This window comes from Arenibacter flavimaris (genome assembly GCF_030291335.1).
Classification (GTDB): domain Bacteria; phylum Bacteroidota; class Bacteroidia; order Flavobacteriales; family Flavobacteriaceae; genus Arenibacter.
Window position 1 is genome coordinate 241,570 of record NZ_JASWIM010000003.1, and the last position, 25,930, is coordinate 267,499.

The following is a 25,930-nucleotide window of genomic DNA, read 5'->3' on the forward strand; positions in this document are numbered from 1 at the left end:
TCAAAGTAAAGTTCAAAAGTACTAAATTTTAAACGTTTTTATAAAATCTGCAATTAAAACTGGAACAGGATATTTATGAAGTTCAGCTATTTGTATGCCATTCTCAAGTTTGGATTCAAAGGTGATGATCCAAAACCTAGTATGCAAATGTTGGTGTGAAAGTTTATGAACTATTTCACTTTTATTATAAAGGTAAATTTCCGAGGGCTCCTCCAAGGCTACCAATTCCTTTAAATTCCCTTCAACTTCTCCCTGGCCAATATACTTTTCGGTTTCCATTAAAGGAAATTCATATAAATTTTGCCAAATTCCCTTTCCTTTGCGCTGCTGCAATAAAGTCTGCCCGTCTTCGTCTACCAATACCAGGTAATTAAAATAACGTTTGCGGATCTTGTTCTTTTTTATTTTTACCGGCAGTACACCTACTTTATTTGCCGCAAAGGCAACACAGCCACTTTGCAAGGGACATTGACCACAATCCGGACTCTGCGGAGTGCATTGCAGGGCCCCAAATTCCATTATACCCTGATTGTAGTCCCTTATGTTATTGGGGTCCATAATTTTTTTGGCCAATTCCTTGAAGTACAAAATGCCTTCCGAACTGTTTATGGGCAAGTCTATACCAAAATATCTGGCCAAGACCCTATGGACATTTCCATCCACCACTGCCTCTGGTCTATCAAAACAAATAGAGGCTATTGCCGAGGCCGTATAATCGCCAATACCTTTCAATTGCAACAGCTCCTTATAAGTGTTTGGAAATTTTCCATTATATTTTTGCGTAATTATTTTTGCGGTGGCATGTAAGTTTCTGGCCCTGGAATAATACCCCAAACCTTGCCACAACTTAAGCACCTGCTCTTCGGGTGCCGCGGCCAAATCCTGTACTTGGGGAAAAACCTCCACAAACTTCAAATAATAAGGTATACCTTGGGCTACGCGGGTCTGTTGAAGCATAATTTCCGACAGCCAAATACGGTAGGGCTCATTGGTACTACGCCAAGGAAGAAGCCTTTTATTTAGTTCGTACCACTCTAAAATAATTCTGGAAAAGTTCATTTACTTGGGCCTAATTTACAAAAGTAATGGTTTACCAACTTAAAATTAAGTTCCTTAGCAATGAAAGATTGAATTTAATTCATATATTTGCATCCCGAAAAAAAATTCTTTAGAAATTTATTTAGTTAAAATGACGAAAGCGGAAATTGTAACGAAAATCTCAGAAAAACTGGGAATTGAAAAAGGAGATGTACAAGCAACTGTGGAATCTTTCATGGATGAGGTTAAAACATCTTTAGAAAGCGGAGACAACGTATACTTAAGAGGTTTCGGCAGTTTTATCATTAAAACAAGAGCTGAAAAAACAGGTAGGAACATATCCAAAAATACTACCATTAAAATCCCCGCACACAACATCCCAGCCTTTAAACCGGCCAAGGTTTTTGTAGAAGGTGTAAAAAGTAATGTACAAGTCAAATAAAATATTATTAATCTTAAAAAGTAGACCTCTATGCCTAGTGGTAAAAAAAGAAAAAGACATAAGGTAGCTACCCACAAGCGTAAAAAACGCCGGAGAGCTAACCGACACAAGAAAAAGTAGTTGTAACGACTACTTTTTCCTTTTATACGTTCCTTGACATAGAAATTCACAAAAGAATTTCGACGGGTTTATACAACCTGTACAAATTATTGTTTAATCATTTGTCCCCACTTGTTATAAAGAGTGGCGGGATGAATATAAATTAATTCAGGTGAATAGAGAATTAATCGTAAGATCTAGTTCCAATGCCGTTGATTTTGCCTTGCTAAAGGATGGAAAACTCACTGAATTACACAAAGAAGAAGACAGTAACGACTTTGCCGTTGGCGATATTTTAATTGCCAAGGTAAGAAAACCGGTAACTGGACTAAACGCAGCCTTCGTAAATGTAGGGTATGAGAAAGATGCCTTTCTACATTACCACGATTTGGGGCCGCAACTAGCTTCTATGTTGAAATTCATTAAAAAAGTTAGCACTGGAAAACTTAAGGACTACTCTTTAAGTAATTTTCAGTTTGAAGAAGATATTGACAAAAATGGTAGCATCACCGATGTTATTAAAGCCAATCAATCCTTACTCGTACAAATAGTAAAGGAACCCATTTCCACAAAAGGACCACGAATAAGCTCTGAACTTTCCATAGCTGGCCGTTACTTGGTCATGGTCCCTTTTTCCGACCGCGTTTCAGTTTCTCAAAAAATTGAAAGCAAAGAAGAAAAAGATAGGTTAAAAAGACTCGTAAGGAGTATTAAACCAAAAGGGTTTGGCGTTATTATCCGAACAGTAGCAGAAGGCAAAAAAGTAGCAGAACTAGACAAAGACTTGCAGAATTTACTGAACAAATGGTCAGTAATGTGCAATAAGATCCAAAGAGCACCGCATCCATCCAAAGTTTTGGTAGAGCTTACAAGGGCTTCTTCCATTCTTAGGGATGTTTTTAACGACTCCTTTACAGGAATCCATGTAGATGACGAAACGCTTTTTGAGCAAGTAAAAGATTATGTGCATGAGATTGCACCGGAAAAAGAATCTATTGTAAAATTGTATAGTTCCAATGTTCCCATCTTTGAAAAATTTGGGATAGAAAGACAAATTAAAACTTCATTCGGCCGTACAGCTTCCATGAGCAAAGGTGCCTATTTAATTATTGAACACACCGAAGCACTTCACGTCATAGACGTTAACAGCGGTAACCGTTCCAATAAGGCCAAGAATCAGGAAGACACAGCCCTAGAAGTAAATTTATTGGCCGCCTCTGAAATCGCAAGGCAATTACGCCTTAGGGATATGGGAGGAATCATCGTGGTAGACTTTATCGATATGGGTAAAGGCGAACACAGAAGACGCCTTTTTGACCACCTCAGGGATGAGATGAAAGACGACAGGGCCAAACACAAAATACTACCCCCAAGTAAGTTTGGACTTATACAAATTACAAGACAACGGGTCAGGCCCGAAATGAACATTAAAACAAGTGAGGAGAACCCCAATGGCTCCGGTCAGGAGGTAGAGGCCCCAATTGTTTTGATCGACAAGATAAATGCAGATCTGGAAAAACTCTTAAAAGGTCCGGCAAAGGACAATGGGATTATTTTAAACATCCATCCATTTATTGCCGCCTATATAACCAAAGGGTTTCCATCCATTCGTTCCAAATGGTTTTTGGAACACAAAAGATGGATTAAGATTCAACCCAGGGATGCCTATACGTATCTTGAGTATCGTTTTAAGAACAAAGACGGTAAAACCATATACTAAACAAAAAGCGACTTCCAAAACGGAGTCGCTTTTTTTGTTTTAATATTTATTGATTATGGTTGTACGTTTAGGTGTCAATAAAAACATTGGAACAGGATTGTTTACAGCTTGGCTAACGCCAGACTATTTGGAGTAAAATTATCCTAAGAACCATTTACCACTATAAAATTATTCTTTCATTTTACTCAATTGGTTGTTATTGTTTTTTATCGGATTTCGTGAATCTTCGATTTAGTTCATTATTTTTTATTTTATAATAAGGCAATGAATAAAACGAAACAAAAGAAAAGACACTCCTTCATTATGTGTCCCCAAAAATCTTGGGATTTTTGTGACCGGTGGCCCGGCCTAAATTATTTCCAAGGCTTCAATAATTCTTCACGGCCACGCCTCCTACACTACAGAAGGAGATCGGCCCACAAGACGCTATTTACTTCTAAGGCAAAAGTTTTCAGTAGATAAAAAGGCTTTGTTGTTTTCCAAATCTTAAAATTCAACCCAGGGATGCCTATACGTATCTTGAGTATCGTTTTAAGAACAAAGACGGTAAAACCATATACTAAACAAAAAGCGACTTCCAAAACGGAGTCGCTTTTTTTGTTTATAAAACTATTATTGCCTCACCCAGAACTGCTAAAAAAAGCAGTTCTGACCTCTCCAAAGGAGAGGTAAAAAAATCCCCGAATTAGAAACATCGGGGATTTAATTCATTGTAAGCTGCTTTTCTTTACAACTTCAAATTACTTAATCCTGGGAGTAACAATTATATTCCTAAATTCTATAGGACCGTGATCCCCCTGAAAGTACAAAGGTCCCGGCTCCCCTTCCTTACTGTCCAAAGCCCCTCCGGTTATACCAGGGATAATTTGATCACTGATCACCGTTGTTCCATTGGCTACCACAGTTACCCTTCTCCCGATCAAGGTAATATCGTATTCCTGCCATTCACCAGCTGCTTTGGCCACTACCTCATTAGGGGTAAGGAAGCCATATACGCCACTGTATTCCACATCCGAAGGCTCTGCCCCCTTACTGTCTGTAATCTGCACCTCATAGCGTCCTCTTAAATAAACCCCACTATTACTTCCCTTGGGATACTTGAACTCCAAATGCAATTTAAAATCGCGGAACTTTTGTTCCGAAACCAAATTGGACCCAGATCTAGGACTTTTTAACACCCCTGATTCCACTATCCACTGGTTTTCCCCCATGGCCTGCCACCCAGACAGATCCTTGCCGTTGAACAACTTAATGGGCTTGCCCCACTTAGGATTTTTGGTATACTCCAATTTAGGGGCGCGAGTAGCCACCCAATTATAAGTTTTTCCGTTGGTGTATAACATGGTGCCCTTTAGGACATCACCGGTCATGCTTCCTTCAAACTCCATATAACTATTACCGTCTTCCCATTGCGGGGGAATGGCAAAACTAAATTTTCCATCCTGCATTTTTACCTCAGAAATTGGCCTGGCACTACCCATGGCATAAACAAACCTACCTACCAAGGTTCGGGAACCGGAATGACGGATTTCCAACCATGAAGGAAGCTCTTCCCCTTCCTGGGAAATAACCATATCCCAACGCCCCTCTATGGGGTTAATTTGCTGGGCCATGGACAAAGTAGTACAAGCCAGTAGTAGGCTTAAGGCTACCACACACATCTTAAATTTATTATTCATTTTAGAGATTGTTTTATGAGTTGTAAATATAATTACAATATACCTACTTCACCAATTAACAATCCTAAAATAATACCACTTATAGCCTTGGGGCTTTAAGGTTTTCAATAAAATAACGGCCTTGATTTACCAATTCCACAAACCAACGTATATTTACAGTAATTATCCACCGAATTGGCAGGAGCAATAATACATCCAGATTGTTATTTACCCAATGATAATTCCAAAAAATTCCTATACCGTAGACGAAGCCACCAAGAAATTGGAAGGATATTGCGCCTATCAGGACCGTTGCCATAAAGAGGTGATTTCCAAGTTACGGGAAATGAATATGATTCCCGAAGCCATAGACGTGGTTGTAGGACATCTTATTAGAGAAAATTACCTCAACGAGGAACGCTTTGCCCGAAGCTTTGCCCGGGGCAAATTCAATATAAAAAAGTGGGGAAAAAATAGAATTGAAAATGAATTGAAGTACAGGGAAGTCTCCAAATATAATATAAGGTTGGCCATGGAGGAAATAGACTCCAAAGAATATTTAAAAACCTTTAATGCCCTTGCCAAAAAACGCTTGGCAGAAATAAGGGAAAAAGACCTACAAAAACGGAGAAAAAAACTGGCCGACTATCTTTTGTACCGCGGGTGGGAAAGTGGCATGGTGTACGAAAAAGTATATGAACTGGTTCCCAATACATAAAAGGTATTCAAACTCAAGGCAGGCCTGTCTGTGGCTGACATAGGCAGGCCCTGAACCTTTATCCCGCCGAAAAGGGCGGGATTAGTTCAACTTGCAATTTTAAGTGCGTCCTACCGACTTCCCAAAATTGAGTTTCACTAATAAAAATAGACCTTTGGCCCCCTCCTTTAGGAAAGGGCCAAGGATCTTATATTTTAATTAAGATTAAAAGAGGCCCCAATGGTGAATACAAACTGATTGTGCAGTTTTTCAGCCGGTGTTAGGGTATCCGTATTATACTTTGCCAGTGGGGCGTTTAATTCGGAAAATACACCAAAGCCATCGCTAAAAAAGTAGCGGATACCCAAATGACCTCCAAAATTTTTAAGACTTAAGTCCAACCCCGGATAAATATCCACATTGTCCCCCAATTGAAAAACACTGCCCAAATTGGCATTGAATCTTGCCTTTAGGTCTATTCTGTCCCCAAAATCGGCATCGATCAATTCTACCACCCCCAATACATAGGAAGACGCCAGGCCAATTGAAAAGTTCTCGCCCAAACCGTAATCATACGTCAATACAATTCCGGTACCATTTTCCTGAAAATTGATCCCTATCTGAAATTTCATATCTTCCTTACCCTCAAAAGCCTGTGCACTAACAGAGGACACGGTCAAAACAAATACCAACCCAAGCAATAATTTTCTCATAATTAACTTCATAATAGATTTTATTTAAAGGGGACAAAGATATTCCTTTCCTTAGATAATACGCTTAGGACAACTGTTTATTTGTCCTTTCTATGGCCTGTTCATTTTTCCAGTCTATCCACTCCTGACCTTTTAATTTTCGCATAATATTATCGTAATAGCGCATCACCAATACATTGTAGAACGCCCTTCCCAAATTCACCGGATTTCTTGCCATTGCCCTTAAGCTCATAGAAAAACCCGGGCTTATATATTTCATGTAGTGCCAATACCCTTCGGGCATATACAACACCTCCCCATGTTCCAGACGGGTTTTATACCCTGAGGCGTGTTTTAATGCGGGCCACTTTTCATAATCGGGATTGGAAAAATCTATGCTCTCATGGGTAATCAACGAATGTGGCACCTTATACAGGTATTTGTTTTCGGACTGGGGGAATAGAATAATCTCCTTTATTCCTGCGAAATGGAAATGGAAGATATTGGCAAGATCAATATCGTAGTGCATAAAGGTATGGGAATCGGCACCACCAAAAAAAAGCATGGGCAACCCCTTCATTAGGTTAAGACCAAAATCAGGGAACGTGTAATCCTTTTGAAGCTCTGGAACTTCCTTAAGAATATTCCATAAAAAAATGCGATATTTTGTAGGCTCCCTTTGCAAGAGGTCCAGGTAATCGGACATTTTCATGGTAGCATGGGGCTCGTTAAATCCGTCCTCATGATGTACCGGCCGGTCATCATAAAGTGGAACAATTTTGTTGCCGGCCACCTGCCTCATATATTCAAAATTCCATTTGGAATAGGCTGGCCATTCTTCAATGCACTTTTCCAGTACCACTGGTCTCTGTGGTCTAAAATAGTCATTGAGAAACTCTTCTTTGGAAATATTAGCTACCCTTGGAATCTCCTTTAAGTTCAATCTAGTCTGGTTGTTTAAGCTAACAAAGTTAAAAAACCTAAAATAAGTTACCTTACAATTTTTTCCAACAAAGGATTACTCTGTAAGATTGGCCTTCTTTTTAGCGGCCTCGTTCCTGTCTATAGTATGGCCTGGCCTGGTCCATTTTGGCTTTTCGCCTTTGGCTTCGTACCGGGAATCCTCGGCTTCCACGGTTTTTGGCTGGGAAACCTTGGTGAAAGCTTTTTGTGGGTTTAGCCCCAAAAGTTTAAACATAGCCATATCCTCGTTAACGTCCGGATTAGGGGTTGTCAACAATTTATCCCCGGCAAAAATAGAGTTGGCACCTGCAAAGAAACACATAGCCTGACCTTCCCTGCTCATTTGCGTACGCCCTGCGGACAAACGGACCTGGGTTTCCGGCATAATAATTCTAGTAGTGGCTACCATACGCACCATATCCCAAATAGGTATGGGAGGTAGGTCTGCCATAGGGGTACCTTCAACTGCCACCAAAGCATTGATCGGCACGGATTCCGGTTGTGGGTCCAAAGTGGAAAGAGCCACCAACATACCTGCCCTATCCTCCAAAGCTTCTCCCATACCTATAATACCACCGCTACAAACGGTAACATTACTCTTACGTACGTTGTCTATAGTATCCAAACGATCCTTAAACGCACGTGTAGAGATTACATCTTTATAGTAGTCCTCGGAAGTATCCAAATTATGGTTATAGGCATAGAGTCCGGCTTCCGCCAAGCGATGCGCCTGGTTCTCGGTAATCATTCCCAAGGTACAGCAAACTTCCATGTCCAACTTGTTAATGGTACGCACCATCTCCAACACCTGGTCAAACTCGGGTCCGTCCTTAACATTTCTCCATGCAGCCCCCATACACACCCGTGAACTTCCGGCTGTTTTGGCACGCAAGGCTTGGGCCTTCACTTGGGAAACGCTCATAAGATCATTGCCCTCCACCTTCGTATGATAACGAGCGGCCTGCGGACAGTATCCACAATCCTCGGGGCAGCCCCCCGTTTTAATGGACAACAAGGTAGACACCTGCACCGTATTGGGATCATGGTTTTCCCTGTGCACGGTGGCCGCCTCGTAAAGGAGCTCCATAAACGGTTTATTGTAAATATCCAGTATTTCCTGTTTGGTCCAGTTATGTCTTACTTCGCTCATACTTTTTAGTTCTTGGGGCTTCCCCCGACTTCCTTCTCCTGTAAGGTGTAGACCTACAAGGTCGTGAAGACCTTGCAGGTCCTCCTTGTAGGTGTTAAAGGAAGTCGGGGTCGGGCTTTTCGCTATATCTTTTTCAGTTTACCTTCGCCAGGCTCGGTAAACACAAAAAGGATGCCGCTGCAATCCCTAAGCCAACATCGATTTAAGCGTCAAAAATAACCTATAATCTGCAGAAATTGCAAAATTCCATTCCTAAATTCATAGATAATGCTATTTAATAAGGGCTAAAAAAAACTTTGATAAGTTATAAACGGACTATCCAGGTAGTTGACAAACTATTCTATCCCTTAATAAAAGGAATTATGGTCTACCTATAATAATACGCACCGCTTTACCCCTAAAGTCAACTGCATTCTCCATTACTTTGTTTATCTCAATGGAAAGAAACTTTTGGAACTTATATTGTATCTTTACTTTAAGCAATAAGAAATTATTATGGCAAGCATCGATTTAAGAAATACGGTCCGGGAGTATATAGATAAGGCAGACATAAGGCTTTAAAAATGATTAAAGCAATGGCGGAAAGCTATCAAAATGACGAGCAGGAGCTAACTTTAAGCGAAGAACAATATCAAATGATCGATAAGCGTAAGGAAGCCCATGTCAATGAAGAAAGTAATACATTAACTTGGGAACAAGTTAAACAAAATGCCAGAAATGCTGCACAGTAATGGCATATAGTTTAGAGGTTATAAACGATGCCAACCTAGAAATTATTGAAGCCTATCCCTATTACGAGGAAAAAAGAATTGGTTTAGGCGAGGAATTCTTGGAACATTCGGATTTCTATTTTGAACGAATTATAGCCAACCCTAAAAGCTTTCCCCAAAAACGTAAACCTTACAGAGAAGCATTTTTAAAACGCTTTCCCTTCTTAGTTATATATGAAATCATTAATAATAAAGTGATAGTTTATTCAATCTTCAATACTTGGCAAAATCCCAAAAAAAAGAAGAAATAATTCTAGTTGCGTGCCAATTCATAGTCATCCGTAGAATTTATAATGAATACTTCTCCTAAGGGTTTGGCACAATAGATTTTTATTGGCACCGCCAAAGGGTATAATACCCCGAGGCTTGCCTGGAAAATTAAAAATCGTTTCCTACGAATGCCTCGCGGGCTTGCCCCGAGGTAGTTTACTCCTTCTGTTTGCTTCTACAATTAAATCTTACCCAAAAGAATACTCACCGCATTCCCACCAAAGCCCACTGCGTTTACCATTATCCTATTGATCTGTTTTGGAACGGCATCGTGCTTCACATATGGCACTCCTATAAACTCTTGGTACTGCAACATCAACACTGCCAATTCCAAACTCAACATTCCCGAGGCACCAAAAGAATGTCCAAGCTTCCATTTATTGGTGGTCAAAGCCGGCATGTCTTTTCCAAATATTTTTTTAATGGCCGCTACTTCGGACAAATCGCCTTTTATGGTTCCGGGAGCATGCAATACCACCACATCCACCTCCTTGGGATCTATCCCCTCCAAAGCCATTTTCATAGATCTTTGAAAACAGACCGCATCGGAGGAAATGCTAATATTGTGTTCCAATATTTCGGTAGCGTATCCCAAGCCTTCAATACGGGCAAGGGCATTTTGGATATTGCCTTTCTCCAAACAGGCCATGGAGGCCGCTTCGCCCAAAACCATGCTGTTCTGTTTCTTGTCCAGGTCCAAAGCTTTACAGGGAAACCCTTTCGATTCGCTCGGATCATACCTGGAATACACCTTTAAGGCCTTCATCTGTGCAATGGTAAAGGGTGTTAAGGGCGCCTCGCTACCTCCCACCAAAAATTTATTGGCCATGCCACTTTTAAGCCACGCCACCCCGTTCAGCAGGGAATGCAGGGCAGTGGAACAAGTAATGGAATGTGATATTTCCGGGCCTTGGGTCTGTAAATCATGGGCCACCCAGGAAGAAATATTTCCTAAAGTCGTAGTAGGCGAGGACAAGGTAGAAGCCTCTCCATTTTGGATAAATTCGCTATGGTATTGTTCAAAAAGTCCCGTAGCACCCCTCGAAGATCCAATGTTTACTCCAAAATTGCCATCCTTCCAACCCGCTTGGGCTATAGCTTCCCTAGAGGCATATATGGCATATAGTACAGAAGGATCCAAGTTTTTATACTTGGAATCCGAATTTTTTAAATCTAAAATCTTTATTTGTGCATCCTCCGTTAAGGCTGATCCCCAAGCCGCTACCGTGCCATAGTTTTTCTGTTGTAAAAAATGGTCTGGACGTTTATAATTTTCCCAGGCCTCCTTCAAGGAAGTGCCCAAAGGGGAGATAGACGATAAGGCCGTGATATAAATAGGTTGGTTCTGCATGGGTTAAAAAGAATTAAGAACTTCCTTTATACTGTTGTAGATTTTTTGCATTTGCTCCCTAGTGGTGATATAGGGCGCCAAAATGTAAATAGTGTTGCCTAGAGGTCGAAGAAAAACACCCGAATCCATAAAATGCTTAAACAGTTTATCCCTAACATTACCATAGCGTTCCATGGTAATATTGAGGTCCAGCGCATAGATTATCCCTGTTTGCCTGGTAGCTGCTACTTTGGGATGATCCTTTATTTCGGCATCGAACCCTTGATGCCATTGTATTATTTTACCAATGTTTTTTTGAATCACATCCGAGGTCAGCAATTCAATTCCCGCCAAGGCCGCGGCACAGGCCAAGGGATTAGCGGTATAGGTATGGCCGTGAAATAGCCCCTTTGCAATATCATCGCTATAAAAGGCATCGTACACCTCCTGGGTACAACTGGTCACCGCCATGGGCAGCATTCCCGCCGTAAGAGCCTTGGACATACATATGATATCTGGCTTCACCTCCATATAATCGGAGGCAAAATGTTTTCCGGTCTTCCCGAAGCCCGTCATCACCTCATCGGCAATAGCCAATACGTTATGGGATTTTATCACTTTCAGAATTTTCTCCAAATGTTCTGCCTTGTGCATTTTCATGGCTGCCGCACCCTGCACCAAGGGTTCGTAGATAAATCCGGCAATGGCATCCAGATTTAGGGTATTTTCCAATTCCTGCAATAGATTCCCAATATTGTCATCCGTTGGAACAGGAATCCGTTTTACATCAATAAAATAATCCTCAAAAGGGCCGTTATATACGGACAAACTGGAGACGGACATCGCCCCGAAAGTATCCCCGTGAAAACCATCGTCAAAAGCCAAAAGAACAGCACGCTTCTGCCCTTTATTATGATGATACTGTAAGGCCATTTTTATCCCAATTTCGGTTGATGTGGAACCGTTATCGGAAAAAAACAATTTTTCCTGATTGGAAGGGAGCAAAGTGATCAACGCCTCCGAAAGCGCAATGGCCGGTTCATGGGTAAATCCACTAAAGACCACCTGATCAAGTTGTTGCATTTGTTGGTAGACCTTAGCTATTATGGCATCATTACAATGTCCGTACATACAGGTGTACCACGAGGAAATTCCATCTATATATTCCTTGCCCTGCTCATCGTACAATACTGCCCCTTTCGCTTTAACAATGCCAAGCATTTTGGGGTGCAGTTTATGTTGTGTAAGCGGGTGCCAAAGGTGCTTTTGATCTCTTTCCGAAAGACTTTTCACTTGGATATCCTTTTTAAATAGAAGTACAAAGATGGGGAATAATGACTAAAAACACTATCCCGATCCCAATTCATTTTTGGGGGATAATCAGACCATAATCCCTATTGGAAATTAGAAAATATTTTATCGTCCAACGATATTACAAAGCCATTAAGGCAGGACGCAGTTCTTCTGCGTATTTCCTAACAACCTCCTTGGTCAAGGAAGCTTCCTGACCAATTCTCCCCAAGACAGGGACTCCTGTAATTTTAGTAATAATATCCTCAGAGGCGGTGTTGGGTTCCCCATTAAAAAGTACGGCAACATCATAGCCCTTTAGCAAGAGCCATTTAATGGTCAGAAGGGAATGATTAATGCTTCCCAAATAATGCTTCACCACAACTATAACATGATACGTTGGCATAATAATATCCAATATGGTATCGGAATCATTTAGGGGAACCAATACCCCACCTGCACCTTCTATTACCAAATGGTTCTCCGTTTTGGGCTCCGTTATTTTATTGTGGTCTATATAAACCCCTTCCAAAGCAGCGGCCGCATGTGGACTAATGGGCGCTTTTAGGGAGTAATTGCTTTTATGTATTACCGTTTTGGTATTTGAAATTAATTTGGAAATTGTTTCGCTATCAGAATCGTCCCCAGTCTGAACGGGTTTCCAGTAATCTGCCTGCAAGGCTTCGGCCATAACTGCCGAGGCGATTGTCTTTCCTACATCTGTTGATATTCCTGTTACAAAAAATTGTTTCATTCTAGCTTGGTTCTGTTATAAACTCACAATTTAGACATTTATACTTTCTTTTTTCAAAAAATGGAAAAAGTTTATAAAAAATCCCTTTCCTGTTATAATAAAAGGTATTAAACCTCAGGGCAGGCCCTGAACCCAGATCCCGCCGAAAAGGGCGGGATTAGTTCAACTTGCAATTTTAAGTGCGTCCTACCGCCTTCTCAAAATTGAGTTTCACTAATAAATCTCCATTCTCTGAGCATTGCAATTGGGACAACTCCTTAAATTTCCTTGGTCATCCATAGCATAGGCCCTAACTTCATTATAGATTTCCGTAGCCTTTTCCTTATCTGAATAATACACCTGTAGCTTCACTCCGCCTATGGCATTGCTGATGAGGGGGTCGGAATTGAGGGTGTTCTCATCCCTTAGAAATACAGGGATACCATCGGACTCCAACCGTCCTTTTAGTATTTGAACATCGGCTACAAACTCAAAGGCAGCTATGGTATAAAATTCTGGGGTCATGTGCTAATCAAATAAATTGGCCAATATTAAAAGTACGTCCTCAATTTCATTTTCGGTATTAAAACTGTGCAAACAAAATCGCAATCGCTCCTGACCTTTTGGTACGGTAGGGGAAAGAATGGGTTTTACATCATAACCCTTTTCCTGCAACCGTAGCGACCATTTTTTTACCTTTTCATTACCTTCCACCAAACAACAATGCACCGCCGAATTACTGGGAATAAAAAAGGGTTTTAGGTCATGCTGCTTCAATTGATCCTTAAAAAAGTTGATATTCTGTCTAAGTTGCATTTGCCTCACACCTGACGTGGGCAAATGTTCGCAAGCCGCTAATATCGTTGCCAAGGAATGCGGCGGCATACCCGTAGTATAAATAAAACTGCGTGCAAAATTCACCAAATAACTTTTAAGGGCATGGCTTCCCAATATTGCTGCGCCATGACAGCCCATGGCCTTGCCAAAGGTGACGATCCTGGCAAATACTTTATCCTGCACTGCCAGCTCATTTAACAAGCCCTCCCCCCTTTTGCCAAATACCCCAACAGCATGGGCTTCATCCACCACCAAATAGACCCCTTTGGAAGCACACAATTCGGCCAATGACTTTAAATCCGGAGTATCCCCATCCATGGAAAAAACAGATTCCGTAACCACATAAATATCGGAATCTACATTTCTTTCCTGCACTCGGTCTATATGGCTACCAAGAACTTCCAAGCGGTTGTGCTTAAACTTATAGCTTTTGGCAAGGCCCATCCCAATACCATCCCGGATACTGGCATGGGAGAGCTCGTCATAAAAAACAATGTCTGTACGCTGTGGCACGGCACTAAAGAATCCTATGTTGGCATCATATCCGGAATTGAAGACCAATGCCGAATCGGAACCAAAAAAATCCGCCAACAAAACTTCCAACTCACCATAAAGCCCTTTATTACCCGTTAACAGCCTGGATCCTGTAGCCCCATTGCCTGTGATTCCTCTCTTTTCCAATATACTGGAGGCATTTTTAAAAATGGTCTCGTTTTGGGCAAACCCCAAATAATCATTGGAGGAAAAATCGATCAAACCATTTGGCAAGGGCAATTTCCTAAGGGCGTTACCGGCCTGTCTTTTGGCGAGTTTAGCTGTTAATTTATTTGGTAATTCCGTCATAATACAAATGTAGCATATCCTGTATTTATATAGTATATTCGTTTATACAAAGCCCTATAAATATAATAATACGGAATCTTGTCCTTGGCCAGGTTCCACATCAATAAAAACGTACCGAAATCAGATTGTATGAAAATCAATATTCTAAGCCTCCTTATTATAAGCTGTTGTATAAGCCTGCAAGGTCAGAGCAACAGCTACTCCATTTCCTTTGAAAATGCCGTTCATCACGAAGCTGAAATTACGGCCACATTTCCTTCCCTGGATCCCGGCCCACTTTCGGTACATATGGGCCGCTCTTCCCCTGGACGCTATGCCTTACACGAATTTGCAAAAAATGTATATAATTTTAAGGCAACGGACAGCCAAGGAAAACCCTTGGACATCCATAGACCCAATCCCTACCAATGGGAAATCAGCGGCCATGACGGGGAGGTAAAGATAAGTTATACCCTTTTTGCCAATCGTGGCGACGGCACCTATGCACAAATAGACGAGACCCATGCCCATTTAAATATCCCGGCCACCTTTGTGTATGTGCCCAGTTTAAGCGATCGTAAAATAGAGGTGGACTTTAGGATACGGGAGGACCTAAACTGGAAGGTAGCTACCCAAATGCCCAAGGTTACCGGCAATATCTATATGGCGCCCAACCTACAGTACTTTATGGACAGCCCCACTGAAATTAGTGATTTCGACATGCGCCAATTTACCGTGGACAATAATGGCCATCAACAAACCATAGCATTTGTCTTGCACCACAACGGTACGGAGGCGGAGCTGGACACCTATTTTGAACAGGTTAAAAAAGTGGTTTTGGCCGAAAAGGAGGTGTTTGGCGAGCTACCCAACTACGATTTCGATACTTATACTTTCTTGGCCTGCTATATCCCCCATGCTTCCGGCGATGGAATGGAACATAGAAATTCTACCATTCTTACCGATACTGAAGGTTTGGCCGAAGGGAGTATGAAGAACAATATAGGCACCGTTGCCCATGAATTCTTTCACTGTTGGAACGTGGAACGCATACGCCCCAAGTCCCTGGAGCCCTTCAATTTTGGGCAGGCCAACATGAGCGGGGAGCTCTGGTTTGCGGAAGGTTTCACCAGTTATTATACCAATTTTATCCTTTGTCGTGCCGGAATCATCACCCCTGAAGAGTATATTGAGGGACTTACAGGCACTTTCAACTATGTTTGGAACTCTCCGGCCAGGAAGTTCTTTAACCCGATAGAAATGAGTTATCAGGCACCCTTTGTGGACGCTGCCACCTCTGTTGACCCCGTGAACAGGGAAAATACCTTTATTTCCTATTATTCCTATGGCAGTGTTTTGGGATTGGCCCTTGACCTATCGTTGCGACAAAACAAACTGAACTTGGATGATTTTATGAAATTAGTGTGGCATACCTATGGTAAAAAGGAAGTTCCCTACACACTGCAAGACCTACGTGAAACCTTGGTACAGTACGCCGGTAAGGAATTTGGCAATCGTTTTTTTGATCGATATATCCATAACAGTGAAATGCCCAATTATGAAGAGTTGTTCAACACAGTTGGCGTAGTGCTAAAACGAGCTACTGACAAACCCTATTTTGGGGCCAGTGTGGGTATCAACCAATTTGGTGCAGGCATAGTTCAAAGGAACACTCCAAAAGGGAGTCCGGCTTACAAGGCCGGGTTGGATTTTGGAGACGTAATTACCGCCGTAAACAATACTCCCCTGACGTCCAACCAGAAATTTGGGGAGCTAATGGCACAATATAAGGTAGGGGACAGTATAAAAATAGCCTACACCCGATTTGGAAGTCCAAAATCAACCACCGTTGTTCTTTCAGCGAACCCAACCTATACCATACAGTTAACGGAGAAGGATGGAGGCAAACCCAGTAAACAAGTGATAAAAAATAGAAAGGATTGGCTAAAATTGGATTAAATGGACATAAAATTCAAACGCTGCAATACAAAAACCGAATTGCGGCAAATCCTGGACCTGCAACAAAAGAACCATTTACAAAATATAAATGTAGATGAGAAGCAAAAAGAAGGCTTTGTTACCGTGTCACATACTTTGGAACTCCTCACCGAAATGAATGCTGCCTGCCCCCATATCATTGCCAAGGACCAAGATAAGGTGGTGGGCTATGCGCTTTGCATGCATCCCCGGTTTGGTAACGACATAGAGGTCCTAAAACCAATGTTTAAGGAAATAAACTCCGTAATACCCAAAGGGGACCCCTATATGGTCATGGGGCAAATCTGTATAGACAAGGAATACCGGCGAAAGGGTATTTTTAGAAAGTTGTACGAAACCATGAAGAACTCCCTGCAACCAGAATTTACCAGTATCGTTACCGAGGTAGATGCCACCAACCTCCGTTCATTGGAAGCCCATTACGCGGTGGGATTTGAGGAACTAATAACCTACCATGCCGGAGGGCAGGATTGGAAGTTGATTGTTTTAGGGTAAGATTTTGCGGAATAAAATGACTTAGGCACTAGCCTGTCTAACCGTCAGGCAAGGATAACGCCCTCGCCTGAGGAAAGGTTCATGTCCTAAGCTAGGCGTGATAATTTAGAAACTTGTATTTGATTCGTTTTTGGTGTATTTTTACACCAAAATAAAAACTATGTCTAGACAAAGTATTACATTCACAGAACCTAACGATGAATGGTTAAAAAAACAAGTAGACAATAAGGAGTACTCTAGCAAAAGTGAACTGGTCAATGATTTGATCAGACAAGCCCGAAAACAACATGTCCAAATAGACTGGATCAGAACTAAATTAGAAAAAGCTGAGAACAGCGGATTTACTGAAGATAGTAAGGAGCAAATACTGGAGGAATCAAAGTCCCTACTTCGTGGCCAATTATAAATTAAGCAACTCTGCCAGAGAGGATTTAATACGAATTCATCAATACGGAGTGAGAAAATTTGGTGTTGAACAAGCTGACCAATACTACTATTCATTTTTCGAGTATTTTGACATTATTGCCCAACTACCTTTTTCATTTGAAGCAGTTGATTTTATCAAAGAAGGCTATAGACGCTGTGTTTACCGTTCAGATAGTATTTATTACAGAGTAAATGATGACATTGTTGAAATCATGGCCATTATTGGAAGGCAAGATTTGAACAATATGCCACTCTAACCTCCGTTAGCGCGGATTAAATAGTTTTTTCTCCACAAATTCCTTTACTGGCTCAACCCTGTCCAAATCGTCAGGCTCATATGTCCACCATTATTAAATAGTAACTCAAATTACTTAACCGGTATTTCCAAGAAACAGGGGAACAACTAAATCTCCTCGACAATGCACACCTCGCTGATTAATGCCAAGTTTTTATATATTTATAAGGTCAGCTGGATTTTTTTCAACTTAATGACCCAAAGCATGTTCCCATGATGAAATATTCCGTGTTATTGTTCCTTTTTTTTTCATGTTCAATGTTGACATATGGGCAGGTAGAAAACCCCTTTAAAAATGTAGTTATCACCTCCATAAAGAAAAAAACGCAAGTAAAAACCGATAAAAAGGGGCAATTGCATGTAAATGTATCCCCAAAAAATGTCCTTAAATTTAAAGGGCTTGGATGGGTGCGCTATAGTGATTTCGGCGCCACTGGTGATGGCAAAACGGATGATATGGACGCCATTGCCGCCACTCATGCCTTTGCCAATCTACACAACCTTATGGTGAAAGCAGACCAAGGTTTCACCTACTATATAGGAGGAAAGGAACGTACTGCAGAAATCCGAACCAACACCGATTTTGGAACAGCAGCCTTTATCATTGATGATACCCAAGTCCAAAACCACAAGGCCTCTGTTTTTAAGGTAGCTTCCAACCTGCAGCCCTTTAAACCCGACGGAATAACATCACTTAAAAGAAACCAGCAAAAAATTGACGTCCTTTTGCCCCAATCCTGTCTTATCACGGTCACGAATTCCAATGTAAGGCATTATATCCGTTATGGGCTAAACCAAGACAATGGCTCCCAACAAACGGATATCTTTGTTGTTGACAAAAACGGAAATGTTGATTTGGATGCCCCGATTATTTGGGATTTCGACCAGATTACAAATGTGACCGCCATACCTTTGGACACCACAACACTGTATATTAGGGGCGGCCTATTCACCACCATTGCCAACAAGGCCGAATCCAAGTACAATTATTATAGCAGGAACATATTGGTCACCCGTTCCAATGTAGTAATCGATGGGCTAGAGCACCATGTTATTGGGGAAGGGGAACATGGCGCGCCCTATGGCGGCTTTATCAATATCCGTGACTGTGCCTATGTAAAGGTAAAGAACACCCTTCTTACCGGACGTAAAACCTATCGTACTATTGGCTCGGCAGGAAAACCGGTATCCATGGGCTCGTATGACCTTCTGGTAAACCGTGGCCTCAATGTATCATTTGAAAACTGCCGACAGACCAATGATATTAATGACAACACCTTTTGGGGTATAATGAGCTCCAACTATTCCAAGAACTTGGTCTATGACCATTGTATTCTTTCCCGCTTCGACGCCCATAAGGGAGTTGCCAATGCCACAATCCTAAACTCCACCCTAGGACATATGGGAATCAATGCCATTGGCAGCGGTGTCTTGACTGTGGAAAACAGCACTATCCGAGGTAATACCCTGATTAATTTGCGCTCGGATTATGGCAGTACATGGCAGGGGGAAATAGTGATCCGAAACTGTATTTTTGTACCCAAGGGAGATAAGCGCTCCAGTGTCAATATAATTGGAGGTTCGTACTCTGGGCAGCATAATTTTGGCTACACCTGTTATATGCCCGAAAGAATTACCATTGAAAACCTACACATAGATGACAGCAACTATCTGGAGGGATATGAAGGGCCTGCCATTTTTAAAGATTTCAATGAAGAAATGACGGACGATTCATATCAGGAAAAATTTCCCTACATCAGGACCAATGAGATTATCCTTAAGGATGTAACCTGCACAAGCGGCAAGGACTTGATAATAAGTAAAAATCCGTTTATGTTCAAGGATGTCAAGGTGAATACTTTTTAAGGTAAAGTGCAATATCTCACACAAGTCTAAAATTCCTAAAATTTATACCCAATTAAAATAAATAATTTACATTTGTATCCAGGTAGATACATTTTTATGTACTTTATTGAAAAAACAATCGAATTTGATAAGTGGCTCAGAAAGTTAAAAGACCTGAAAGGCAGGGCCAAGATTCTGTTTAGAATACAGAAACTTGAAAGGGACGAACACTTTGGAGATTGTAAACCTGTCGGTGGCGGAATTAGAGAATTACGAGTGAATTTCGCAAAAGGATACAGGGTTTACTTCATAGAAAAAGATGGAAAAATAATTGTTCTACTCATTGGTGGAGATAAGTCGACTCAACAGAAAGACATAAAAAAAGCAAAAGAAATCTGGATCAAATTAAATAAATAAAAAATGGAAACTTCAAAATTTGACATAGCGGATTATTTGGACAGCAAAGAAATGATTGCCGAGTATCTCAATACTGTTTTAGAAGAAGGAGATAATGCAGATGTGATTAATGCCATTGGAGACATTGCAAAAGCCATTGGAATGACCAAGATATCAGAAGAAACTGGATTAAGTAGACCGAGTTTGTACAAAGCCTTATCAGATGGTTCCAAGCCTCAATTTGCTACGATTATGAAGGTTTTGAAAGCTATTGGAGGACAAATTCAGGTACATCCTTTATCTACCTAAAAAGATAACCCCCGCTAGCGCGATCGTCCATCTCGTGCCATTCCCAATAAGCCCCCGCTAGTTCGGGCAAGCCCGCCCCAATGGCCCTTATGGATCAGGAACAATTGTTGGGTTTATGCAAATATTGTTATGGAAAAAATAGCTTCATAATAGGTATTGAACCTAGATCCCGCCGAAAAAGGCGGGATTAGTTCAACTTGCAATTTTAAGTGCGTCTTACCGAGGACCATGCTTAATTGTTGTGTTTCTGCAAAAATTGGGATTGAGATGATTTTTTGTGTGTTTTTTGTTTGATTTTGTCTCTATTTGTTGGGCATAATCGAATGAAACTTTTATTATAATCATTCTTTCATTTTCTTTGCTTGTCCAAAGAAAACGAAACAAAAGAAAAGACCCTTCTTCACTATGTGGCCCCTAAAATCGTTGGATTTTTGGGACCGATGCCATGGCCTAAATTATTTCCAAGGCTTCAATAATTCTTTACGGCCATGTCATCTCCACTACGGAAGAAGACCGACTTAACTACGGACTTCAAGGACAATATTCAACGGTATTCAATAATGGTCAATGATTTATTGACACTATATAGGTTGACGGAACAAAGGAACGGCCTATTTTGTTTTAGTAGTAAATCAAGAGGTTTTAACACCGGGTGTAGGTAGGCGTCCAGAACATTTCACCTTAGTGAAAGCGGCCTGGACGCTGCGGCCGTGCAAAGTCCGTAGATTTCAAGAAAAGAAAAATCGGCCTAGCCACGGCTACAGCTGGCTCCTCTTAACTAAGTTATGTCGTACCTTATTTAAAATGCCCTGGTCGTTTTTTATTCATCGGCTGGTCTATTGATTTTTAATGGTATTCATGAATGCTACGCATTTGGGCGATGCAAAAAATGAACAGAACACGAACTCTGGGATAGTCTATCATATCTTTATCCAATTCACGCCAACTTTTGGGATTGATCCCTTACCGACTTCTTAAAATTGAGTTTCACTAATAAACAGTTACAATTAAATTCTTATCTTAAAAGCCCAAAGACTGGAACCTAAAGGCAGCTACTACTAAAAATTGGACCATAATGGACGAGTGCACAGGCCTCATAAAACAGATGAAAATGATTGGGATATATTTGGATAAGTTATATAGCCTACTATTGTTAACAACCATCTTGTTTGCCTGCAATCAAAATACAGCCCAAAATGGAACCTTTGATGTCATCATTGATACCGACCTGGGAGGCGACCCCGATGACATTCAATCATTGTACAGAGCTGTGCATTATTCTGATATAATTAAGATAAAAGGTATTATAGCAACGCCCAATTCGGATATTGATCATCACCCTTGGGACACCATAGAACATACGGGGCTCATTGAGAATTGGATAAAAAGGATAGACGTTGAACATATACGTAAAAACGGTTACAGCCAATTAATGCAGGAAAAAGATTTGCTCAGCATCATAAAATCCGGTGCAAAAAAACCAAAAGGCCCTTCGGACAATAATAGTACAGAAGGTTCCGAATGGATCATTAAAACAGCTCGGGATTATACGAAGGATAATCCACTTTGGATATTGGTCTGGGGTAGTTTAACAACAACTGCCCAGGCACTTTACGATGCCCCAGACATTGCCGACAAAATAAGGATTTACTATATCAGTTCTTCAAATACCCTGCATGATCCCATAAGCAGGGATTATGTATACAATTTCATGGAAAAGAAATACCCTGAATTATGGTGGATTGAAAACGGGATTCTTCCAAGGGGCAAACATGAAACATTCCGCGGTGTTTATCAGTCCGGAATTCAGGATGGAGAATGGTCCTATACCAAATTCACCGATATCAATATTAGGAATCACGGTTCAAACCACGATGGCCTGTTTCAAGAAAAATGTGGCGATGTCTTTCCTGTGGCCAATTATCCCAAAAACAGTTTAAAGGAAGGAGATAGTCCTTCATTGTTATATTTGATTTCTCCGGTAATTGGTGGTACGGGAAACGTTGATGACCCCACCCAAGAAAGTTGGGGCGGACAGTTTAGGCATTTCGAAAAAAGTACCTACCCCAATTATTATATTGATCTTGACAAATCTCCATCAGACTGCCAAATGACTATAGGGAAATGGCGCTATAGTGTAATGAATGATTGGAAGCAACGGTGGGACAGATATGACAAGAAGTGATGGGAGCAATACTTCTGCGCGATAGTTTATAGGATATTTTAAAAATCCTGTTTTCCAACGATTGCCATTATTTCATCTAGGCTATCTTTACCTTGTAGTAAATACTGTCAGAGCCACATACACAGCGTCTATACTAGTTGCGCAAAGTCTCCTGCCTTTGCGCCTTTACAACCAAAACTATCATAATTGGGAAAAACTATGTTTAGAGCAGCAAAAGAATCACGTTCTGCCCATAATGGCATATAATTTCACACAACTGCTAGCTTGGAATAAAATTAACGGCCCAGTTGCGCAAAGTCCCTGCCTTTGCGCCTTTACAACCAAAAACTATCATAATTGGGAAAAACCATGTTTAGAGCAGCAAAAGAATCACGTTCTGCCCATAATGGCATATAATTTCACACAACTGCTAGCTTGGAATAAAATTAACGGTTTGTGTATGGTGTCGTAGCATCCCGAAGGGTGCTATGCACTAAACATAGTGTTGTGCTTTCGTTTTTTAATTTTTATTTCTCATTTTTAATGTAATCTCTCCAATATTGTATGCATATATGGAAGCAGGTAGAAAAGTGAATTTTAGCCCTTGTATTTCCTTCATTCCTAATTGATCAATTGAAGTAACAACTGCCGATTCAAATTTATTTGTTTCACAAAATTTAATTAAACTTTTTAATTCTTGAGGTTTGTCGAAATATCTATTACTCCATTTAATTTCAACTCCCCAAACTGGCTTATAACTTTTATCATCTACCAAGACAAGGTCAACTTCACCTTCGTTTCTGCCTTCTTTCCACCTAGCATAGGTTAAGTCTAGTTGCTCCCTGTGCATCCATTGTGAAAGAATTGCTGTTTCTACCATGTTTCCCATTTCTTGGTCTGTTTCACTTATCGGGGAAAATAATGCAGTGCGAAGGGATGGGTTGGTAAGATATACTTTGAAGCTTGTTATTCTTTTTAATCTTTTTGCATTGACTCCAACCTTATTTAATACTTTAATTAGGAATGCTGCTTCTAAATATTCTAAATATTTTTTTAATGTATCTTTTTGAATTCCACTTTCCCGAGACATTGTCTCATATGAGAATTCGTTTCCTGTATTATACGCTATGTATGTAAAAAATCTGTTTAATTCTTGAACATCTTTGATTCCATACAAGCTTGGCAAATCTCTAATAAGAACTTTGTCTACAATGTCGTTTTTAACGTATCGACCCATATCTCCTTGTATTTTTTCAGATAATACAACCTCTGGGTATCCTCCAAAATTTAAATAATGGAGAAATTCTTTATTTAATGCTTTTGAATCATGAGTTAAGCAATACTTTATATCCTTGTTTCCATATTGAATATCACCTTCAAAAATTAAATGGTCTAATTTCTTCAAATAGATATATTCTTGAAATGTTAATGGAGGTAATAGAAAATCAGTAAATCTGCCCGCTCCGCTCTCCGTACTGTGCCATTTCAAAGCTGCGGCTGCTGAGCCAGAAACAATGAATTTAGTTTCAGGGTATGAGTCAACCAATATTTTTAAATGTCTTTCCCAGTCTTTCAAGTATTGTATTTCATCAAAAAAGACATAACAACCATTAAGATTTTCAAGAGTTAAAGAATCTTTGCATAGAGTTAAAACGTCCTCTAAGCTTAAATTGACGTAAATCGGGTTGTCAATTCCGATAAAGAATAGTTTATGAGGGTTTGTTCCTTCTTTCAATAAGTTTTCAATGCAATGAAATAGCATTACTGTTTTACCAACCCTTCTAGGGCCCATGAGAACTAACGCCCTTTTAATACTCCTTTCAAGAACGAATGGATAAAAGAGGTCAAAATATAGTCTCTTGGACATTGAGCTATATGTATTCGGGATCTCTTTAGTAATCCACCATGGATTTTCATATCGAAGGCGTTCAATAATCTTTTCTGTCGGAATAAGGTTTAGTATTGCCATGTTTTCATCTTAATACAACAAATATATGCAAAATAAACAGATTTAAAACCATCTATTTAAACAAATAATGCATTTTTAGAACCTTTATAGAAGTAGAGAACTGCTAATTCGACAGTAGAATCATATTTTTAATGAAGCACAACGGGAGTCTGCGCATCAACCCCATTTTTCATAAAAATAACAACTTCTAGGTTAGTTTAAGCGGATTGCGGAAAGTTTTGTCGTACCATAAATTTGGGACCTGAAAATTCAGGATATGGCCCAGTAGGCTTAAATGGTCCTTAATTGGATGATATATGGCCAATAATAGAAGGCCAAGCCCCTTGAGCCTGTTCTTTAGCTCTTTTGGGCCAAGTATGGACATAAGTCTTTTAAGGTTGTAACAGACTATGATAAGGTTGACCCTGTTGCGCAAAGTCTCCTGCCTTTGCGCTTTTACAACCAAAACTATCATAATTGGGAAAAAACTATGTTTAGAGCAGCAAAAGAATCACGTTCTGCCCATAATGGCATATAATTTCACACAAGTGCAAGCCTGCCATAAAATTAACGTTCCGTGTATATGAAAAGTAGGCAGTTAAGAAGCACGAAACTTTCGGTTAAGCATAAATTTTGATACGAGCCAAACTCCTAGAATTAAGCACTAAATCGCCTATTTTTTATATACATTGTTACCTGCTGGCTTTTTTATTTCAGTTCCTATTTTATTCATTATTTCATTCCAATGTTCTTTCATTTCTGCTCTCTGTTGAGAATTCAATAATTTCTCGTGGTGAATTGCAACTGTTGTCTTTTCTTGATTTCCAATTACTCTAATTTGAATTGTTGACATATTCTCCCAATTTTTCGGTTTCCAATTCAGTCGAATATGGGAATTTGCTTTAAAAACACGGACAAGGCCTGTTATGCCATTTTCAGTTTCGTATTCTTTTTTAATTTCAAGTTCATTTTTCAATTTACCCAACCAAATTTTTAATCCATTTTTGGAAAATAAAAAGTCCCAAACATTTTCAGTCGAAACAGGAAAAGTTTTCCTTATTCCGAATTGAAATCCTACGTCTCTGGTTTTTCCGAGTTGATTTTCCATTTTCTTATTTTTCAGGTTTAAATGCGATAGCATCAATTTCAAGTAAAAATTCGGGATTTATTAGTCCTGCAACATACAAAACTGTAATAATCGGTGGGTTTGGGTTTTGTCCTAAAAATTTCTGCGAAACTTGAAATGCACCAAAAGCATTCTGCCCTTGAACAATGTGAATGTTTAATTTCACTAAACTCTCAAAATTTACTCCACAAGATTTAAGAGCAATTTCAAGGTTTTTCATTACTTGCTCGGTTTGTTGTAAAATATCATTTTTCCCTACAATTTCTCCATTTCCGTTTACTGCATTTTGTCCACCGATATAAATTGTCTTTCCGTTTCCTTCAGTCGTTATGATTTGAGAAAATGCAGGATTTTTAATTAATCCATCCGGATTTATATGTTCCATTTTATTCTTCATTGTTCGTTATTTTTCAGCTT

The 25,930-nt window shown here is 40.1% G+C and carries 27 protein-coding genes; 13 read left to right on the forward strand and 14 right to left on the reverse strand.

Annotated elements, in window-relative coordinates; all coding sequences use genetic code 11:
* Positions 1 to 21: 21 nt before the first annotated feature.
* Positions 22 to 1,059, reverse strand: a complete 1,038-nt coding sequence (gene mutY, locus QSE00_RS04385; protein ID WP_286104972.1) for an A/G-specific adenine glycosylase — start codon at positions 1,057 to 1,059, stop codon at positions 22 to 24.
* Positions 1,060 to 1,189: 130 nt separating this feature from the next.
* Between mutY and QSE00_RS04390 the strand changes: the two genes are divergently transcribed.
* Both QSE00_RS04390 and QSE00_RS04395 read left to right on the forward strand, forming a co-directional pair.
* Complete coding sequence (locus tag QSE00_RS04390) at positions 1,190 to 1,480, forward strand: HU family DNA-binding protein (protein ID WP_031445631.1); 291 nt, start codon at positions 1,190 to 1,192, stop codon at positions 1,478 to 1,480.
* Positions 1,481 to 1,751: 271 nt separating this feature from the next.
* Positions 1,752 to 3,299, forward strand: coding sequence for an Rne/Rng family ribonuclease (locus QSE00_RS04395; RefSeq protein ID WP_110354493.1), 1,548 nt, complete (start codon positions 1,752 to 1,754; stop codon positions 3,297 to 3,299).
* A gap of 740 nt (positions 3,300 to 4,039) precedes the next feature.
* On the opposite strand, the gene QSE00_RS04400 is transcribed toward QSE00_RS04395, so the two are convergent.
* Positions 4,040 to 4,978 (reverse strand): 3-keto-disaccharide hydrolase, encoded by a 939-nt coding sequence (locus QSE00_RS04400; RefSeq protein ID WP_286104974.1) that lies wholly within the window; start codon positions 4,976 to 4,978, stop codon positions 4,040 to 4,042.
* Between the two features lie 214 nt (positions 4,979 to 5,192).
* On the opposite strand from QSE00_RS04400, the gene QSE00_RS04405 reads away from it, so the two are divergent.
* Positions 5,193 to 5,675, forward strand: a complete 483-nt coding sequence (locus QSE00_RS04405; RefSeq protein ID WP_110354491.1) for a regulatory protein RecX — start codon at positions 5,193 to 5,195, stop codon at positions 5,673 to 5,675.
* Positions 5,676 to 5,869: 194 nt separating this feature from the next.
* On the opposite strand, the gene QSE00_RS04410 is transcribed toward QSE00_RS04405, so the two are convergent.
* The 3 genes from QSE00_RS04410 to bioB all read right to left on the reverse strand — a co-directional run bounded on the left by QSE00_RS04410 (position 5,870) and on the right by bioB (position 8,459).
* The gene (locus tag QSE00_RS04410) at positions 5,870 to 6,379 is read right to left on the reverse strand and encodes a DUF6646 family protein (RefSeq protein ID WP_353477439.1); all 510 of its coding nucleotides are present in this window, start codon (positions 6,377 to 6,379) and stop codon (positions 5,870 to 5,872) included.
* A gap of 52 nt (positions 6,380 to 6,431) precedes the next feature.
* The gene (locus QSE00_RS04415; RefSeq protein WP_110354489.1) at positions 6,432 to 7,289 is read right to left on the reverse strand and encodes a cupin-like domain-containing protein; all 858 of its coding nucleotides are present in this window, start codon (positions 7,287 to 7,289) and stop codon (positions 6,432 to 6,434) included.
* Between the two features lie 75 nt (positions 7,290 to 7,364).
* Positions 7,365 to 8,459, reverse strand: coding sequence for a biotin synthase BioB (gene bioB, locus QSE00_RS04420; RefSeq protein ID WP_286104976.1), 1,095 nt, complete (start codon positions 8,457 to 8,459; stop codon positions 7,365 to 7,367).
* A gap of 563 nt (positions 8,460 to 9,022) precedes the next feature.
* Between bioB and QSE00_RS04425 the strand changes: the two genes are divergently transcribed.
* Together QSE00_RS04425 and QSE00_RS04430 are read left to right on the forward strand one after the other, a co-directional pair.
* Positions 9,023 to 9,190, forward strand: coding sequence for a hypothetical protein (locus QSE00_RS04425; protein ID WP_181422797.1), 168 nt, complete (start codon positions 9,023 to 9,025; stop codon positions 9,188 to 9,190).
* Positions 9,190 to 9,480, forward strand: a complete 291-nt coding sequence (locus QSE00_RS04430; protein ID WP_110354487.1) for a type II toxin-antitoxin system RelE/ParE family toxin — start codon at positions 9,190 to 9,192, stop codon at positions 9,478 to 9,480. Before QSE00_RS04425 ends, QSE00_RS04430 begins: the two co-directional genes overlap by 1 nt.
* A gap of 200 nt (positions 9,481 to 9,680) precedes the next feature.
* On the opposite strand, the gene QSE00_RS04435 is transcribed toward QSE00_RS04430, so the two are convergent.
* The 5 genes from QSE00_RS04435 to QSE00_RS04455 form a co-directional block, all read right to left on the reverse strand.
* The gene (locus QSE00_RS04435; protein ID WP_286104977.1) at positions 9,681 to 10,850 is read right to left on the reverse strand and encodes a beta-ketoacyl synthase N-terminal-like domain-containing protein; all 1,170 of its coding nucleotides are present in this window, start codon (positions 10,848 to 10,850) and stop codon (positions 9,681 to 9,683) included.
* A 3-nt stretch (positions 10,851 to 10,853) separates the two neighbouring features.
* Complete coding sequence (gene bioA / locus QSE00_RS04440) at positions 10,854 to 12,122, reverse strand: adenosylmethionine--8-amino-7-oxononanoate transaminase (RefSeq protein WP_286104978.1); 1,269 nt, start codon at positions 12,120 to 12,122, stop codon at positions 10,854 to 10,856.
* Positions 12,123 to 12,261: 139 nt separating this feature from the next.
* Entirely contained in the window at positions 12,262 to 12,873 is a 612-nt protein-coding gene (gene bioD / locus QSE00_RS04445; protein ID WP_110354484.1) for a dethiobiotin synthase, read from the reverse strand.
* Between the two features lie 213 nt (positions 12,874 to 13,086).
* Positions 13,087 to 13,377, reverse strand: coding sequence for a putative signal transducing protein (locus QSE00_RS04450; protein WP_286104979.1), 291 nt, complete (start codon positions 13,375 to 13,377; stop codon positions 13,087 to 13,089).
* A 3-nt stretch (positions 13,378 to 13,380) separates the two neighbouring features.
* Positions 13,381 to 14,532 carry an aminotransferase class I/II-fold pyridoxal phosphate-dependent enzyme gene (locus tag QSE00_RS04455; RefSeq protein WP_286104980.1) on the reverse strand — a complete coding sequence of 384 codons (1,152 nt, stop codon included), beginning with the start codon at positions 14,530 to 14,532 and terminating at the stop codon, positions 13,381 to 13,383.
* A gap of 129 nt (positions 14,533 to 14,661) precedes the next feature.
* Here QSE00_RS04455 and QSE00_RS04460 point away from each other — a divergent pair, with 129 nt between their 5' ends.
* From QSE00_RS04460 to QSE00_RS04495, 8 genes are all read left to right on the forward strand, one after another.
* Positions 14,662 to 16,470: a M61 family metallopeptidase gene (locus tag QSE00_RS04460; RefSeq protein ID WP_286104981.1), complete on the forward strand. Its 1,809-nt coding sequence runs from the start codon at positions 14,662 to 14,664 to the stop codon at positions 16,468 to 16,470.
* Complete coding sequence (locus tag QSE00_RS04465; RefSeq protein WP_286104982.1) at positions 16,471 to 17,004, forward strand: GNAT family N-acetyltransferase; 534 nt, start codon at positions 16,471 to 16,473, stop codon at positions 17,002 to 17,004.
* 160 nt (positions 17,005 to 17,164) lie between these two features.
* Entirely contained in the window at positions 17,165 to 17,410 is a 246-nt protein-coding gene (locus QSE00_RS04470) for a ribbon-helix-helix domain-containing protein (protein ID WP_110354480.1), read from the forward strand.
* Positions 17,397 to 17,687 carry a type II toxin-antitoxin system RelE/ParE family toxin gene (locus QSE00_RS04475; protein WP_286104983.1) on the forward strand — a complete coding sequence of 97 codons (291 nt, stop codon included), beginning with the start codon at positions 17,397 to 17,399 and terminating at the stop codon, positions 17,685 to 17,687. Before QSE00_RS04470 ends, QSE00_RS04475 begins: the two co-directional genes overlap by 14 nt.
* A 251-nt stretch (positions 17,688 to 17,938) precedes the next feature.
* Entirely contained in the window at positions 17,939 to 19,591 is a 1,653-nt protein-coding gene (locus tag QSE00_RS04480) for a hypothetical protein (RefSeq protein WP_286104984.1), read from the forward strand.
* A 96-nt stretch (positions 19,592 to 19,687) separates the two neighbouring features.
* Positions 19,688 to 19,987 (forward strand): type II toxin-antitoxin system RelE/ParE family toxin, encoded by a 300-nt coding sequence (locus QSE00_RS04485; protein WP_286104985.1) that lies wholly within the window; start codon positions 19,688 to 19,690, stop codon positions 19,985 to 19,987.
* A gap of 3 nt (positions 19,988 to 19,990) precedes the next feature.
* Positions 19,991 to 20,275 carry an addiction module antidote protein gene (locus QSE00_RS04490; protein WP_286104986.1) on the forward strand — a complete coding sequence of 95 codons (285 nt, stop codon included), beginning with the start codon at positions 19,991 to 19,993 and terminating at the stop codon, positions 20,273 to 20,275.
* Between the two features lie 1,075 nt (positions 20,276 to 21,350).
* Positions 21,351 to 22,460: a nucleoside hydrolase-like domain-containing protein gene (locus QSE00_RS04495; RefSeq protein ID WP_286104987.1), complete on the forward strand. Its 1,110-nt coding sequence runs from the start codon at positions 21,351 to 21,353 to the stop codon at positions 22,458 to 22,460.
* 499 nt (positions 22,461 to 22,959) lie between these two features.
* On the opposite strand, the gene QSE00_RS04500 is transcribed toward QSE00_RS04495, so the two are convergent.
* The 4 genes from QSE00_RS04500 to QSE00_RS04515 all read right to left on the reverse strand — a co-directional run bounded on the left by QSE00_RS04500 (position 22,960) and on the right by QSE00_RS04515 (position 25,910).
* Entirely contained in the window at positions 22,960 to 24,408 is a 1,449-nt protein-coding gene (locus QSE00_RS04500) for an ATP-binding protein (RefSeq protein WP_286104988.1), read from the reverse strand.
* A gap of 187 nt (positions 24,409 to 24,595) precedes the next feature.
* A complete protein-coding gene (locus QSE00_RS04505; RefSeq protein WP_286104989.1) occupies positions 24,596 to 24,862 on the reverse strand; it encodes a hypothetical protein in 267 nt (88 codons plus the stop codon).
* Positions 24,863 to 25,060: 198 nt separating this feature from the next.
* A complete protein-coding gene (locus tag QSE00_RS04510; protein ID WP_286104990.1) occupies positions 25,061 to 25,495 on the reverse strand; it encodes an SRPBCC domain-containing protein in 435 nt (144 codons plus the stop codon).
* Between the two features lie 4 nt (positions 25,496 to 25,499).
* Positions 25,500 to 25,910 (reverse strand): RidA family protein, encoded by a 411-nt coding sequence (locus QSE00_RS04515; protein WP_286104991.1) that lies wholly within the window; start codon positions 25,908 to 25,910, stop codon positions 25,500 to 25,502.
* Between the last annotated feature and the right edge of the window lie 20 nt (positions 25,911 to 25,930).